The following is a 15,939-nucleotide window of genomic DNA, read 5'->3' on the forward strand; positions in this document are numbered from 1 at the left end:
TCAGATTCCGCGACGTACTTCTCTGCAGGCCAACAACTTCCATCCACGTCCCAACCCCAGCGGCACCAACCCCAGGGGCTGTACGGTCGTTTCAAACTCCCCGTGCTGACCACAGGGGCGCTGGTGAAAGATCTTAAACTGATATTTTTTCACTTCCCTATCGACAAAGCAAGCACGCCGCGTCCAGCCCACCAACTCGACCACTGCGCACGGACGCGGACAAGATTGTTCCCAAGAGTGCCCCTGCGAATTACGTCTGCTCCGATACGCCCTTCAGGGTTTGATTTCAGGTGCGGTTGGGGCCCCTCCCCCCTTCCGCGGCAAAGAATTCTCCCCCCTATCCCGATCCAAAGTCCCCTGAACTGAAATTGAGCGTATGTCTCGTCGCTCGGCAACTACGGCTTAGCGGGTGCCGATTCCAGGCCCACCGAGTTGACGGTAACTACCTCATATACCGCGTCGGCACCGGGTTGCGCATTCTGGTCGACATATTTGAGGGGTAGTAACGGTTTTTCGGGGGTATCGTGGTAGCTCATCGATTGGAACAGCGGTCGCCCGTACCGGCCGACGGGTTTCTCCGGGTATTGGGCCAGGAGACTTCCATTTTTCCGGATGAGAAAGCACCGAATCCCGCTCTCAAAATCCGCTTCCGCCTCCCACGTCAATTCGACCGCCCCATCTTCGTTCTTCCGGATGCGTACGGCTGAAGGTGCGGGAGGAGGTGTCGAGTCGCTGACCGAACCAACACGGATGTATTCTTCCCACAACGCTGCGAATCGCCCATTGGGCAACCAGACCGACTCGTTTTCCAATCCTTTGAACTCGGCGGCAGGAACCGGCTTGCTTCCCGAAAGAGTCGAGAGCCATGCCTGCTGCGGGTCGACCGGCCTGAGGGTTTGCGAGTCCGATCCCGGTTCGGGGAGCCGCTGCTCGAGGCAGGCGTCGAAAAACGGAATCGCCAGGTAGCGGCTATCGGCACATTCGTGACTGCTGCGAGGGTCGGCTGCAAATCCAATCGGGGCTCCCTGCGTCCGATAGAGGTGAAACAGACCTGTTCCCGCTGTCCACGCTCCCACCATGCGTGGATCATCCCGTTCCTTCAGACCGGGATTGCACATGGTGGGAATCCGAAACGCTTCTGCTGGAAATTCAGGACGCGGAATCTCGTCTTTCGCCCAGGCGTTAATGGCACCCCCTGACCGATGCCACAAGGCGACAATTCGCTCGGGATACAGAGTCTGCATCAGACTTCCCCAGAATCCGCCCCCCGAGTGTCCCCAGATACACCATGGAACACGTCGCAGCTCGGGTCGCTGTGCCTGATCAGCAAAATCCTCGAGCGACTTCAGGAACGTCGCCGCAGACCCATTGCGTGGATCACACCAGAGCCGGCAATTTTGCTGCTCGGCCTGATGATACGAAGGACCAAGCAAAGCACAGTCCCACTTCTTTGCCAGAGCCTGCCAGTGAAAATCATACGCAGCCGTTTCTCCCCCCTGACAGGCCCCCGTCCCGCATCCGTGCTGATGAACGATCACTCCACGCAACGTCTTGACGTCATCGGGAACCCACAATGTATAGGTCACTCCCATCTGTAAGCCGCGAGTTTCAGTCGAGGCGGGATACTCGACCACAAAGTAGCGTCCCGCAGCACGGCAGTCGTGAAGCGTGCCAAGAACGAATAACACACAGAAGGCGAGACATCGAAAAAGCGACACGGGCACGTCCTTATCAGAGTTTGTCATCGGTTGCGAATTTCTGGATCCGGCCATTCATCGTATCAGTGACATAGAGATTGCTGTTCTTGTCCAGCGCGATGCCATGAGGCAGGTAAAACTGCCCTGGATGGGCTCCCTCGCCCCCGACTCCCCGCAGGTACTTGCCGTCATTCGCGAACTGCTGAACACGATTATTAGTGGAACTCACCCAGACCCGGTCCCGGGCATCAACACAGATCGAGATGGGACCACCCATCCCGGGGGTTCCGTCTTTATTCCGAGGGGGTGGTCCGAACCCTCCGGGCTCGACACTCTCGTCACCCCAGTAGGCGAGTAACTTTCCTGACGGTGTAAATTTCTGGATGCGGTCCAGGGCTGCATCGGTCGTGTAGACATTCCCCGCACGATCGAACGCCACAAATTGAGGTCCCGCAAACCTTCCCCCCGCCGACTGGCTTCCGCCAAACTGTCCCGGTTCACTCCCGAGGGATCCCCACTTGCCGACGAACTTTCCTTCCAGAGTGAAAACCTGGACGCGACTGTTTCCCTGGTCCGGGACGTAAAGTCGTTGATCCGGCCCCAGGCTAATGGAACCGGGAAGACGGAACTCGCCGTCGCCGCTTCCTCGTGTTCCCCATTCCCTCAGCAGCATTCCCTCAGGCGAGTAGACGGCGATTTTGTTGCTGTTCCAATGCGCCACGTAGACGTTGCCGTCAGCATCGACCGTCAGTCCACCGGCATGGGGTTGCACCGCAAATCCGCCCAGAAACTTTCCTTCCGTCGTGAATTTCTGGATGCGTTGATTGCGAAATTCGGCGGTATAAACAATGTCATCGGAACTGATGGCAATTCCGACGCAGGCGTCGAACTGGCCATCCTCTTTCCCGTGGCTGCCCCATTCCAGAAGAAACCGCGGCGGGGGCAGCTCAGACTTTGGTCTGTCTTCTGCCGACAAACGGGAGGAATCACCCGATCGCGTGGTGACTGTTGCAAGCATCGCAAGCGACGTCGTGATAAACGTTCGACGGGAATACGTCGAACCCCTCTCCGCCCCGCTCTCAGTCACGATGCTCATCGAGAGTCCCTTCTGGTCGCTACGCGATCGCTGTCGCAGGCCAGTGTAAACTTCGTTCCCTTGCCGCAGTGAAATCAGAGTTCCAGGCAAACCTCGAACTGTCGATGCCGAGTTAATCCCTTTTTACTGACGTGCCCTGGGAGTAAATCCCGTTCGCACATACGGTATTGAGTTGAATGATTCGCTCCCCAGAATTCAATCCGAACATCATTTTGGTGTCGGAAGGAAATTCGCAGGGCGACCTGACAGGGAGGTGATGAGCCGCTCTGCAATTCCCGGTCTGCGGCTGGCAGCGGATTGCCACGAGGTGGAGAGTGTTTGCTGTGGGTCTGTACGCGGGGGCTCTGTTCGTTGGTGCGGGGGAGACTGCTCAGGACTCACACCAGAGACAGTCTGGCCAGGATAGCTATGAGCGTGCGGAGCCGTTGTTCGATCGACTGAGACATCATGAGCCGCTCAAATCTCCTGCGGTCCGCCCATGCATTTTGACATACCGGGCATGCCATGTGCTTTTCTCACTGGTGAAAACCTCACCAGTGATTGAGGTCAGGAGGTCCTTGAGGGTCTCTTACCACATGCGCTTCGGTTAGTTCCTCTGCATACAGAGGGGGTAAGGTACCGATCCCTTGGGCGCCGATGTGAACCGAAGCGAAGACTGGCTTGCCTCACAAGTCCGATCCGCAACTACACAACAGGAGATCCATCATGGCTCAATCCGCACCCAAAGGCCCCAACAGCCATCCCGGCAACGAAATTGACCGATCGTCGAATCAGCAACCAGATAACAGGGGAATCGAACTCGATGAACAACGCCCCTATGGACAAAACAGCGGTTGGGCCCCCCAGAGCGTGAATCCGGAACCACTGTCAAAAGATCCAGACGGCGAACAGGACGAACTGATCCATCTGGGACGTACGCAGAGCACGACGAACAGTCAGTAGCTGAAATTACAGCAACCGCCGGTCAATCAGAGCAATTTTTCCAGGTCGGTGAGGTTGACCGGCTTGACCAGATGGCCATTGCACCCCGCTTGTCGAGACTGTTCTCGATCGCTCTCTTGCCCCCAGCCGGTCAGTGCAAAAATCCGGATCGATTTTCCCCAGTCGGCTTCACGGATTTTCCGGGTGGCGTCCAGGCCATTCATACGAGGCAGTCCGATGTCCATCAGGATCACATCCGGCGAGAATTGTTCTGCCTTAGCGACCGCTTCGATACCATCATGAGCCACTTCCACATCGTCTCCCATGATGCGCAGCATCATGGCCATGGACTGTGCCCCATCTTGGTTGTCATCGACGACCAGAATCCTTCGGCGAGTTCGACCTGATCCCGCACTGGCATCCGTCATTGCATTTCTGGCCGAATTCTCTGTCACCTTCGGTAGATGAACGGTAAACGTGCTGCCAGAACCCTCAGCGCTCTCGGCTGTTACTCTCCCTCCGTGCATTTCAACGAATCCCCTTACCAGTGCGAGTCCAATTCCAAGTCCACCCATATTGCGTTCGACGCTCCGATCCACTTGACTGAACATATCGAAAATTGTCGGCAGCGCCGCCGCCGGGATTCCAATTCCTGTGTCACGTACAGAGATGATCGCTTCGTTATCTGACTGTTCGGCCGTCAGCCAGATTGTTCCTCCTCGCGGAGTATATTTTGCGCTATTCAAGAGAAGATTCGAAAGGACCTGGGCAAGTCTCGTCAGGTCAGCCTCCAGCATGACGGACTCGCCGAGATCCTGCACGATCAGTTGGTGCTCGGATTCATGGATGGCGGGCATTGATGCTTCGACGGCATGACTGATGATCTCTTTCAAGGAGACTCGGCTGCGTCGCAGCTCCATTTTGTTCCGCGTGATGCGCGAGATATCCAGCAGGTCGTCGACCAGCCGGATCATGTGGGAGAGCTGTCGATCCATCATCTCCCGCGCCTGCGAAACGATCTCCGGTTTCCCTTCGGCCAGGCGCATCACCTGAAGTCCGTTGCGAATCGGGGCGAGCGGATTTCTCAGCTCATGTGCCAGAAGAGCAAGAAAGTCATCTTTCTTTCGGTCAGCTTCCCGCAAGGCCGCTTCGGATTCCATCCGCTCGGTGACATCGCGCGTTGTTCCTGCGACCGCTTCCACTTCTCCTTTGGTACCGATCACAGGGACGAATATGTACTCGTACATTCGGCGACCGTAGACCCCTTCGAAGGGTACGACGCCACGGATTGTCGTCCTGGACCGTTTGACCTCTTCGATTTCCCGATCGTGCATGGCGGCATGCTCGGGTTCGAACCCGACTTGCAGACACGTTTTTCCGATCGCCTCGTCCCAGGTCTTGCCCCACAATTTCAGGAGTGATTCATTGGCGTACGTGAAGCGGTGCTGTAGATCGAACACGTAAGCGAGGTCGGGAGTGCTGCTGAGAATCCCCTCGTACAGACGCTTGCGACGCTCAGACTCTTCGGTCACCCGTGCCAGACGTTCCTCGGCTCGCTTCCAGTCAGTCACGTCGATCACCACGCCGGGAAGCCGCATGGCCTCACCCGCTTCGTTCCTTTCAACCTGTCCGCGCGCTGTCACCCATCGCCACGAACCATCCGGACGGCGCAAGCGGTAATCAGCTTCGTACGGGTTTCCTTCCCGCACCGCTTCCACGATCGCCTGGCTGACTCGCTCTCGATCCTGTGGATGAATGGAGTTGACGAGATCCGCGAGTGGCTCGCCGTTGATGACTTCCGGCCCCACGGAAAACATGCGTGCCAGACTGATATCTCCGAAAACGCGGTCCGCCGGGATATCCCAGCTCCACGTACCAATCGCCCCGGCCTTTAATGCGGCTTCCATCCGCGAGCGAATGTCGTTCAGAGCGAATTCGGCTCGTTTGCGACGGGTTATGTCGCTGGCCGTGCCGAACCATTCCATAATCGCTCCGACGGAACTGAGGATGGGAACGGCGCGAGAGAATGTCCAGCCCAGTGTCCCGTCTACCAGAATCACCTGGTGTTCCAGTTCGAACGTCGTCTTATTCAGGATGGCCTGTTTGATATTCGCTTGAAGCCGCTCGTGCTCAAAGTCGGGAACGATTTGTGCCATCCATTGCTTGACTGGCCTGTCTGAGCTGGCCAGGAACCCCCGTCCGTCGATCGGCTGCATTTCCGACCAGTCGCCCGTCATCGAATACAAGACATCCGACGTGGCATTGACCAGGGCGCGATAGCGTTGTTCGCTCGCCCGCAGCCGTTCTTCTGCCCGTTTCCGTTCCGAGACGTCGCGCGTCGAACCCGCGACCGCCTTGACAGAACCATCCTCACCCAAGACCGGAACAAAGATGTATTCGTAACAACCCGTCGCGCCCGAAGGGCTTGTGTAGAGGGTTTCGTCCTTCAGGGACTCTCCCGTCCGGATGACAGCCTCGATCTGGGACTGCAGCTTCTCGGCAAGGTCCCGCGGATAATTGAGGTCGTGGAAATTACATCCGACAGCTTCGGAGAGCGTTATCCCCCACAGTTCGAGCAAGGGTCGGTTTACGTAGGTGAATCGCCCCTGGAGATCAAACAGGTATACGAAGTCGGCCGTGTGGGACAAGACGGTTTCGTACACCTTTCTCTGCCATTCGGACTCTGTGGTCAGCTTCGCAAGATTCGCTTCGGCGCGCCGCTGTTCGGTCAGATCAATCCCCTGGACGATCACCCCTGTGACGTTCCCACCGGTGTCAAACGTGGGCTGAAAGACGAAGTGAAGCTCTCTGTTTTGAATCTCACCGTCACTTTGCAGACTCAGTCGGGAATTCGCACGGGCGCAAGGCTGACCGGTCCGGTAAACTTGGTCCAGAATCTCGAAGTACCCTTGGCCATGCACTTCCGGGAACGCCTCGCGGACAGACTTACCCAGGATATCTCGGCCACCGATGATCCCCATGCACTGATCGTTCACACGTTCGAAGGTGTGATCGGGGCCCCGCAAAACGGCCATCAGGGAGGGAGCATGCTGAAAGACTTCCTCGAGCCTCCGCCGTTCTGATTCCGCAACGGCGAGCAGACGCTCCCTTTCGGCGATTGCGTTCCGCTGAATGGTCACGTCTTCCAACGTGCCGACCCATTCCCAAACTGCTCCCGCCGAATCGCGAATTGGCACGCCACGCGCACGGATGAAACGCCACTGGCCGGATTGATCCTGAATTCGAAACGTCGAATCATAAGTGCTATTAGCTGCGACCGCGTTTGCCCACGCCTCAGCGGCCCGGTCTCGATCAGCCGGATGGACCACCCTCAGCCATGCATCGCGACTGGCCCGCTGTTCCTCGACGGACTGGCCAGTCACCTCTTCCCACCAACTCCGGGACTGCGCGAAGCCGCTGTCTTCGCCATCAGGAGTCCATGACCACACCACCTGTGCTATCGTATTCACAAGCGCCCGATAACGTTCTTCGCTACGCTGTAAAGCGTCGAGTTTCAGATTAGTGTTCGAAACGCTCACGGTGTCCTTGGGTGAATTAGGTTGCACGTCGCATTCTGACCGATCATAACGAGTCTCAATGCGATGTTTCTGAAGAACTGGTGGATTTGCCAACAGCTTGGTCGCAATAAGGACACCTTAATATTTTCGTTTCGCCGAATCAGTATCTATTTTTTGAATTCCCATTTCGGCGTCTGGCTCATTGATTTGAGAACGCAATAACATTTCGCGCGCCGCCCATCCGTGGCCACTGGGCGAGAAATTCCACTTATCGAGTAAACACCTTCCAATGAGCAATTTCATGAATACGATGCGTTGACTGAAAATACGTCACTTTAGGGTAGCGTATTGCCCAGAGAGTTTCTCTGCCCTCACACGCGTGAAGCATATTTCGCGCCGTCAATAGCGGGCGCCCGATTCCCTGGAGGCCGGCATTGCCCTCACGAGGCCGATTATTACCCCTCCTGCTTTTGAATTACGGCATATTGTTTGCGACCCGGTTGTCCCCAGCAGGCCAACGATGCAGCGGAGGGGCGAGTGCGACCCATCCGCGAATTGGCCGTCGCTGTAGCACCTGCCCACTTCCCCTTCGTTCGACGTTTTCTGCTTGAGGCGGGGATCTTTTCAGCTCAACCAGAGACGAGCTTGCAGGACTGACAGACGAGGGTACGGCGAATGCTGATTCCTTTCTGATGGAAACGAACTGAAACCAAATCTTTCAGGAGAACTGACCATGGCATCTACGAGCACACGTCCTTCCTGGTACACGGACGAAGACGACACCGCTTGGTCAAAGGTGAAGGCAGCCTTCCAGCGCGACTGGACGCAAACCAAGCACGATTTCGGTGCGGATGAGCCTGATCTTAATCAGGAAGTCGGTGACACGGTGGGACAAGCGACGGGAAACCAGCCAATTCCCCCCGGCAATACAAAGACCAGACCCGATTCGGAAAACGACATCTACAGCGACGACGATGAATCGGCATATCGATATGGCTACGCAGCAAGTCGCCACTTCGACGGCGACGAAGAATGGGATGATGAGCTGGAAGAGAATCTTCGCAGCGAATGGCGCGATGAATCGGACTGGGAATGCAGCCGAAACGCGGTCCGTCGCGGTTGGTGTTACGGAAAACAACAAGGACGTATCAACCAACCCCGATAGTCGATCTGGCCCGTAACAGGCCTCTCCCGTCCGGCAGCAGTCACTTTGTTTCGCAGAAGTGGCTGCTGCCTTTTTCTTTTCCGTAAAAGGAATCGCATCGGCGACGACCACCGTGATCCACTTCTGCGGCCGCAGCCCTAAGGAGACAGACACTTGAGGGCCACCGCCCGCTACACGAGGTCACGTCCGCCGTGAAGGAGCTTGCTGAGCACTGCTCGGCGGGCGGTCATCTCACCGGCGCTACGGGCCTGTTGGAGAATGGCGACTTGACGGGGGTTGAGCGGAACCGCGGTTCCGGTCGGAGGAACCTCGGGCACCAGGCGTCTGACAATCTCACTCTGCAACTCGGCGAGTCCTTGACCTCGCTTCGCGGAGACCTGTAACACGTTCTCCGGCAGCGCCTCATCCCACTGCATCGAGAGATCAGCCTTATTCCCAACGACCAAAGCCTCCGGCCACTGGCGCAATAACTCGAAATCGTCCTGGGTCGGGGCCTGACTGAGATCCAGCAGAACGATTTGCAGGTCGGCCGTGCGCAAGCGGGCCTGGGCCAGAGCGATTCCCTGAGACTCCAACGCGTGAGCATCTTGCCGAATCCCCGCTGTATCCGCGAGAACGACCGGCCATCCCTCAAAGGCGGTTTCGCCGGTAACAACATCACGTGTTGTTCCGGGCTGGTCGAAAACGATGGCTCGTTCGTAGCCCAGCAATGCATTAATCAGACTCGACTTGCCGACGTTCGGTCGCCCGGTCAGTACAACGTTCCAGGGGTTTGACAGATGCAGCCCGAAGTTTGACCAGTGGATCAAGTTATCCAAACGACTGAGCAGCGTGGCCTCATCAGTCGTCCAGACCAGTTCCTGAAACGCCTGCCGCAAAAGACCGCCTGCCTGCTCAAGCGCAATTTGCGTCGTTCGCCAGGTGGTGGTGCGGCTCAGCGTTTCCTGACACTCGGCCTGCAGAATGTCGTCGGAAAGTGTGAGTTGTGTTTGCCAATCAACGACCTGATACGTCGCTTCTTCAAGATCCTTCAGGATCCGTTCCACCGCAGAATTGCCTCCATGACAGTGGATTTCCAGCAGGTCAGCCGAGATCCGACAGACAATGAGGTCTTCGCGGTGCGAATACCCCCAGCGTCCGAAGGCGATTTTCCTCAGCGGTTGCTGGCTCAAAGCCACCCCATTTGCCGCTTCGAACAGGGGGTCGATTCCCTGGAATTCCGCTCCCCGCTCCTCAGGGCCAAGTCCCTCTGCAACTCGAATCGTCGCCACCGCCCCTCGCCCCCCCGGCGTTAATCGTGCCGCCGTGCGTCGAGTTGCAGGTCTCGAGTAACCGTCGATGTCAGTCACGTCAATCTTTCGAAGTTGTTGAGGACCCGAGTAGGAGCCGCCCGTCGTTCAGCGTTGCGGTACGATTCTGCGACGGGCAAGTCTCCCAACGTCCTCGGAGGCGTGTGAGAACGGAGCCCCAGCAACGAGAAATTTCCGTTTGCAGCGTTCCATTGGGCGATCTTACAGTGTGCATCAAAGACCGGTCCCGCGGAAGATGGTCGATTGCCGCACCAAAGTACAGTCGATCTACCGAATTCCCCAGGTACCCGTCAAATTCATTACAATTGGTACATGTTAACAGCCGATAACCAACATTATCAAATGCCGCTCAGCCGTCCCTCGCCAGAATAAACGTCGAGTAAGCGCACCGCTCGGACACCATGTTGCTCATCGCCAAGACGAGTTCGTGATCACGACAGGGCCCCCGTTGCCCTGCTTCGGAAACATGTTCGAAAGTGCCATGATGTATGAGCCATTCGCCCTCGGTACGCGTGACGAGTCGTCTCGGAAGTTGCGGCAGCAGGGCCCGTCCACCCTAACGAGGTTACTCCGCCTGGCAGCCCGGCCATCGATGCTTCTAATGCTGGGATTTCTGTTCACAGACGCCGTTTCGACCGCCCTGGCTCAGTCTTCCCCCGCGCCTGTTCGTACTCCGCCTCGACGAAGTGATATCACGCCGGTTTCAGCCGAGACATTCGACGAGTTTGCTGAAATGCTCCGGGGGCTGGAACGGCGGGTCGATATTCTGGCCCGGCAGAACGAAGAACTCCTTCGCGAAAATCAACGCGTCAGCCACCGCTTAAACCCTTCATCCTTCGCTGTCCAGAAGGACCGCGATCCGCTGGAAATTCCCAGTCAGGATTTTCGGATTCACCAACCTGAAAGAGGCTTGCTCGAACCTTCCGGGCCTGTTCCCCATCCATTCCACTACGATGGGACGCATCGCCCAACGGAGTTTGAACACATCGGTTACACCAACCCCGTCGGCCACCACGGTGAAGAGAGTCCTCCTGCGGCGGGAGGGGGATCGAAAGCAGCAGGGGGCGACCCGACGACGACCGGTCGAGCCCAGGAAGTCGGAAATCGGCACCGCGGGAAACTTACGCTGAAGCCTTACTACGACTTCGATGGAGACGGCTTCAAGTTCGTCACTGAAGACGGAGAGTACAGTTTTGGCGTGCGAGGAATGGTTCAAGTTGACGGCAAAGTGTTTTCCGACCCCGTTCCCGGAGGAATCGCCAGCGACGGCATCTATAATCCCCGCTCTCGATTCTATCTCGAGGGGAACCTGTCAAAGCCAATCCAGTACGAATTCTCGTTTCAGCAGACGTACGACAGCGTCGGCCTGCTCGATGCGTATTTAAACTTCAATTATGACCCTGCATTCCAGGTCCGAATAGGTCGCTACAAGACGCCGTTCACGTATGAATGGTACCGCATTCACATCTGGGATCTGCTTGCTCCAGAACGATCCCTTTTCGCGACCAACTATGAGGGTCAACGGCGTTTCGGGGCAATGGTTTGGGGGACAGCCGCTGAGAATCGCGTGGAATACGCCGTCGGAACGTTTAATACGCAGCGAAACGGTTACCAGCCCTTCCACAACCTGCAGGACATGATGGCCTTTGTGAACCTCAAGCCTTTTTATAACGAAGATCGCGGCTTCGCTTTACGCGACCTTCAGTTTGGAGGTTCGGTCAATGCAGGTTACGAGAATCAGCCGACAGCACCGACCGCGTTGCGGACGAATAACGCCCCGACGGCTGCCGCGTTTGGAGACAGTGGCGCAGTCAACTTCGCAAGTCTTCCCTTCCTCGCCTTCACTCCTGGCGTGACCGAGCATGGATCACGCGCGTTGTGGGAAGTGCATTCGGCCTGGTACTACGGGGGACTGACCCTGCTCGGTGCCTATGAAGGGGGATCTGAAAGTTACGCCACCGCCACAGGGTCGCGGAGCCGGATTCCCCTCAGCGGTTGGTTTGCGCAGGCAGGGTACCTGATCACAGGCGAGACAATTCGTGACCGGACACTCGTCGATCCCATCCACCCCTTCGACCTGCGTCCCGGCCGAGTTGGATTTGGTGCATTCGAGCCCACCGCGCGCTACAGTGAGATGACACTCGATCAGCGAGTCTTCACCGAGGGACTCGCCGACCCGAAGCTCTGGACAAATCAGGCCCGGCTGGTGGATGTCGGAGTCAACTGGTACATCAATAAGTTCGTCAAAATCTATTTTGACTGGGAACATGCCATGTTCGCGACCCCCGTGACAACAGGAAAGGGAGGGGTCACTCAATCGAACGACCTTTTCTGGATCCGGTCGCAGCTCTACTTTTAAACCTTGGGCTGCTGGCGCGCCGCCGGTACGATCACGTGTGCCCTTCCGCCGGTTTGGTCTTCGCATCCCGGTTCAGGCGTTTCTGCAGTCGAGTATTAACGTGAGCGAAATTATGGAGCCAGCGATCGTAGTCCTGAGTCTTGAACTGGAAGAACTCTTTGACTTCCGGTTGTGGCAGCACCAGGAATGTTTCAGCCTTCATCGCCTTGAGAACGCATTCTGCCACATGCTCGGGAGTGACCGAGCTTAAATGCAGAAATTGATGAACCGGGTCCTCAAGGTCCAGGAATTCCGTGGCAACCCCGGCAGGACACAAGCAGGTCACCTTCAAACCCCGATTCCGATAGTGCACGGAGAGCCATTCCGCGAACGCGACCGCTCCGTGCTTAGTCACGGAATAGGCTGCCGATCCGATTTCCGTCAGCAGTCCAGCGGCGGAAGCCGTGATGACAAATGCTCCCCCTCCCTGTTCGATCATGGCGGGGACGGTCGCGCGCGACAGATAGACGTGCGCCATCAGGTTAATCTGCCAGAGTCGGGTCCAGTCTTCATCAGGCGTCTCAAAACCTCCCTTAGAGGTGACACCTGCATTCGAGATGACAACGTCGATGCGTCCGAATTCGGCACGCGCCAGATCTACCGCTGCACGAATGTCGCTTTCACGCCCTACATCACAGGCGACACTCACTGCCCCCAGTTCCGCTGCGAGAGCTGCCGCTGCTGCTTCGTCACGGTCAGCGATCACAATTCCCTTCGGCCGTTCTTCCTTGATTCGCCGACACAACGACTGACCAATCCCGCGGGCACCCCCGGTGATCAGGACAACGCGATCCACTAGTTCCATTCTGGATCCTTCCTCTTTTCCGCAAGTCGCCTGGACATCCCTCTTATCCACAGGCTCGTCAAAACAGTGTCGATTGTCTCAAGTGAGAATTGGGACGTTTTACGGCCTTGTAGCCCCGGTTCCCGTCTCCTGCCAGTCAGACGTCTGCATTCGCCAGGCACTTGCAGGATTCGCCGCTCGCCGCATGGATTCACGCAGTCGGTTCTTGCAATAACATCCTGCTCGTCTGCCGGAATGCCTGATCGGGTTCTAACAGGGAGGCGAGGTTCGGGGATATACCAAAGTTTTCGGGAGACGATTGCGCTGGATTAAGTCGGGTTGGCAACCTACTCTTTCGGGCACCGCAGCGGGACCCACCGATGAGCCGGAATTGACTGACTTCGACAGTTCCGGGCAGTGTGGAGAAACTGCCGTCGAAATGCCGCATCATTCATGGCTCTGATAACCGGTTGACAAGGTCGAATCATGATTACGGATCACATCAGCAATCACGCGAAGTATGGTCATTTGCCTGCAGCCCTGCTGCGAGCCATTGAGTATCTCGGCAGCACCGATTTCACGTTTGTCGAAAGCGGCCAGTACGAACTCGACGGACGGAATATCGTCAGCATGGTTCAGCGATACAAAAGCAAGCTGCCCCATCAGGCCGTCTGGGAATCCCACCGCAAGTACATTGACGTGCAGTTTGTCGCGGGTGGACACGAGCGATTCGGCCATGCCCCACTGGCCACGGCTCCGGCTGTCAAGACACCCTATTCGGAAGAGAAGGACGTCATCTTCTACGAACCAGGACAGCAGACCTACGATGCCCCCATGGGAACATTCATGATTTTCTATCCTGACGACGTGCACGCTCCTGGACTGGCCGCCGGCACACCCCCTGTGGCCAGCGAAGTCGTCAAAGTCGTTGTCAAAGTTGCCGTTTCTGCCTGTCAGTGACAAATAGGTCGTGTGGACAAGCGCAGTGACTCGGTCATCCATAGCCTGAAATGACTTTTTTGGCAGAAATCCTCTGATTGGGCAAAAACAATTCCGTTGACGGATCTGATTGCGTTGCAGCGTACTTCGACCTTCGTTACACTATTCGGTCCTCGCGTTTGCCGTATTCGTGGGCAAGGCCCCCACATTGAACTGGCGACGAGTTTGAAATTAACTTCAAGGTGCGTGTTTTCATGTCGAAGGAAGCAAAGTTAGTCGTCAAACCGCGTGCGGAACAAGGTTCTGCAGCATGCCGACGGTTACGATGGAGTGGGCAAGTTCCCGGCAATATCTACGGGCATAACGCGCCGCCAGTTTCTGTCGTGATCAGTTCGGAAGCATTGACGCCTGTTCTCATGTCGGGTGCCAAGGTTGTCGATGTCGAACTGGACGGAAAAGTCGATAAGGCCGTTGTCCGCGAAATCCAGTGGGATACGTTCGGCAGAAGCATCACCCATTTCGACCTGCTGCGGGTCGACCCGAACGAACGCGTTAACATCGTCGTTCCGCTGGAAGTCAAGGGGACGGCCCCCGGCGTCCTGCTGGGTGGTGTGCTCGAACAAGTCTTGCACTCCATCACCATCGACTGCCTCGCCTATCAGATTCCTGACTCGATTCCAGTTCGCGTTGGATCGCTCGAACTTGGAAAAGCGATTCACGTTTCGGACCTGGTCCTGCCAGAAGGTTCACACGCTCACGCCGCACAGGACGCGATCGTCGTTCACGTTGTGCAGGCGAAGGTGCAGGACGAAGTCGCAGCAGCTGGCCCAATCGAACCAGAAATGATTGGTAAGAAGCCTGCCGCTGAAGCTGAGGCAAAGGACGCGAAGAAGAAATAGTCTGGGCACATCAAAAGAGCCAACACGTCACGGTCAACTCGGAATGACACCATGAAGCTGGTTGTCGGATTAGGCAACCCGGGGTCGAAGTATGAGGGAACCCGGCACAATGTTGGCTTTGATGTGATTGCCGAGTTAGCACACCGGTGGCATGCCGATCGCTCGAAACTTCGGTTCGAGGCACAGCTGGCGGATGGAAATTATCGAGGCGAAAAGGTGCTGCTGGCAGCGCCACAGACCTATATGAATCTGAGTGGACGAAGCGTTCAGCAGATCGTCAAGTTTTACCAGATTCCGTTGACCGATGTATTGGTTGTCTGTGATGACATGAACCTGAAGCTGGGGCAGCTGCGGCTGCGAGCGTCAGGATCTGCGGGCGGACAAAAAGGACTGCAAAGTATCCTGGATGTTTGCGGAACGGAAACGGTTCCCAGGCTGAGGATTGGAGTGGGGCGTCCACCCGAAAAGATGGATGCCGCTGCTTATGTATTGACGAAGTTTCGGAAAGACGAGCATACTGAGGTTGACGCGTCAGTAAGAATCGCTGCCACGGGAATCGAATTGTGGATTCAAGAGGGGATCACGGCAGCCATGAATGTCGTGAACTCTCCAATGCCTGATTCGGATTCGAATCACTCGGCTGGTAGAAGTCATCCGTGATTCCGCAAAAGAGTTTTGGGACAAACGCGGGTTTGATCTCGATAATTGAGCCATAAGAGCCAGATGCGATCGAAGATCTTGGGGAGAGTATTTTGACCGAGTACATGTACGAGGGGATGTTTCTGCTGGACAGCAACCGCTACGCTGCAGACCCTGATTCAACTCAGAAGGCAGTGCTGGGGATGCTTGAGCGAGTCGGAGCGAAGGTTGTCGCTTCCCGCCCATGGCAGGAAGGAAAGCTTTGCTATCCCATCGAAGGGCAGCGAAAAGGCTTGTATTATCTCGCCTGCTTTACGATGGACGGCGGCAGCATGATCGAGCTGAATCGCTTGAGCAAGCTGAATGAAGTTGTCCTACGGCAGTTGGTGCTGCGTCATCCAAAAGTGATTTTCGACGCCATGGTTGATGCTCTGACGCAACATGACGGCGCAATCCACAGCCCCGAACAGAAGGCTGATCGTGAAGCCCGTGGTGATCGTCCTGCGATCGAAGAGGGCGTTGAAGAAGCGCGATAGGTTTCGGTCTGGGCAGATCGCGTGGAGTATAAGGGAA

Annotated in this window: 12 protein-coding genes; 7 read left to right on the top strand and 5 right to left on the bottom strand. The window is 56.6% G+C overall.

Annotated elements, in window-relative coordinates:
- Positions 1–395: 395 nt before the first annotated feature.
- Positions 396–1,718: a hypothetical protein gene (locus ACGY09_RS05450; protein WP_397570776.1), complete on the bottom strand. Its 1,323-nt coding sequence runs from the start codon at positions 1,716–1,718 to the stop codon at positions 396–398.
- A gap of 13 nt (positions 1,719–1,731) precedes the next feature.
- Positions 1,732–2,793, bottom strand: a complete 1,062-nt coding sequence (locus ACGY09_RS05455; RefSeq protein ID WP_373651276.1) for an SMP-30/gluconolactonase/LRE family protein — start codon at positions 2,791–2,793, stop codon at positions 1,732–1,734.
- A 705-nt stretch (positions 2,794–3,498) separates the two neighbouring features.
- Here ACGY09_RS05455 and ACGY09_RS05460 point away from each other — a divergent pair.
- Entirely contained in the window at positions 3,499–3,735 is a 237-nt protein-coding gene (locus ACGY09_RS05460) for a hypothetical protein (protein ID WP_373651275.1), read from the top strand.
- A gap of 26 nt (positions 3,736–3,761) precedes the next feature.
- On the opposite strand, the gene ACGY09_RS05465 is transcribed toward ACGY09_RS05460, so the two are convergent.
- Entirely contained in the window at positions 3,762–7,280 is a 3,519-nt protein-coding gene (locus ACGY09_RS05465; RefSeq protein WP_397570777.1) for a PAS domain-containing protein, read from the bottom strand.
- A 685-nt stretch (positions 7,281–7,965) separates the two neighbouring features.
- Here ACGY09_RS05465 and ACGY09_RS05470 point away from each other — a divergent pair.
- Complete coding sequence (locus ACGY09_RS05470; protein ID WP_397571923.1) at positions 7,966–8,397, top strand: hypothetical protein; 432 nt, start codon at positions 7,966–7,968, stop codon at positions 8,395–8,397.
- Positions 8,398–8,567: 170 nt separating this feature from the next.
- On the opposite strand, the gene ACGY09_RS05475 is transcribed toward ACGY09_RS05470, so the two are convergent.
- The gene (locus ACGY09_RS05475) at positions 8,568–9,746 is read right to left on the bottom strand and encodes a GTPase (protein ID WP_397570778.1); all 1,179 of its coding nucleotides are present in this window, start codon (positions 9,744–9,746) and stop codon (positions 8,568–8,570) included.
- A gap of 562 nt (positions 9,747–10,308) precedes the next feature.
- On the opposite strand from ACGY09_RS05475, the gene ACGY09_RS05480 reads away from it, so the two are divergent.
- On the top strand, positions 10,309–12,066 hold the full coding sequence (locus ACGY09_RS05480; RefSeq protein WP_397570779.1) for an OprO/OprP family phosphate-selective porin: 1,758 nt from the start codon (positions 10,309–10,311) through the stop codon (positions 12,064–12,066).
- A 31-nt stretch (positions 12,067–12,097) separates the two neighbouring features.
- Here ACGY09_RS05480 and ACGY09_RS05485 read toward each other — a convergent pair whose 3' ends face one another.
- Positions 12,098–12,910, bottom strand: a complete 813-nt coding sequence (locus tag ACGY09_RS05485; RefSeq protein WP_397570780.1) for an SDR family oxidoreductase — start codon at positions 12,908–12,910, stop codon at positions 12,098–12,100.
- Positions 12,911–13,375: 465 nt separating this feature from the next.
- On the opposite strand from ACGY09_RS05485, the gene ACGY09_RS05490 reads away from it, so the two are divergent.
- From ACGY09_RS05490 to rpsF, 4 genes are all read left to right on the top strand, one after another.
- Positions 13,376–13,849 (top strand): YhcH/YjgK/YiaL family protein, encoded by a 474-nt coding sequence (locus ACGY09_RS05490; RefSeq protein WP_373651270.1) that lies wholly within the window; start codon positions 13,376–13,378, stop codon positions 13,847–13,849.
- A 233-nt stretch (positions 13,850–14,082) separates the two neighbouring features.
- Positions 14,083–14,727, top strand: a complete 645-nt coding sequence (locus ACGY09_RS05495) for a 50S ribosomal protein L25 (protein ID WP_397570781.1) — start codon at positions 14,083–14,085, stop codon at positions 14,725–14,727.
- A 51-nt stretch (positions 14,728–14,778) separates the two neighbouring features.
- Entirely contained in the window at positions 14,779–15,387 is a 609-nt protein-coding gene (pth, locus tag ACGY09_RS05500) for an aminoacyl-tRNA hydrolase (protein WP_397570782.1), read from the top strand.
- Between the two features lie 92 nt (positions 15,388–15,479).
- A complete protein-coding gene (gene rpsF / locus ACGY09_RS05505) occupies positions 15,480–15,902 on the top strand; it encodes a 30S ribosomal protein S6 (RefSeq protein WP_373651267.1) in 423 nt (140 codons plus the stop codon).
- Positions 15,903–15,939: the final 37 nt, after the last annotated feature.

The organism is Schlesneria sphaerica, assembly GCF_044336245.1.
In the GTDB taxonomy this organism is placed as follows: domain Bacteria; phylum Planctomycetota; class Planctomycetia; order Planctomycetales; family Planctomycetaceae; genus Schlesneria; species Schlesneria sphaerica.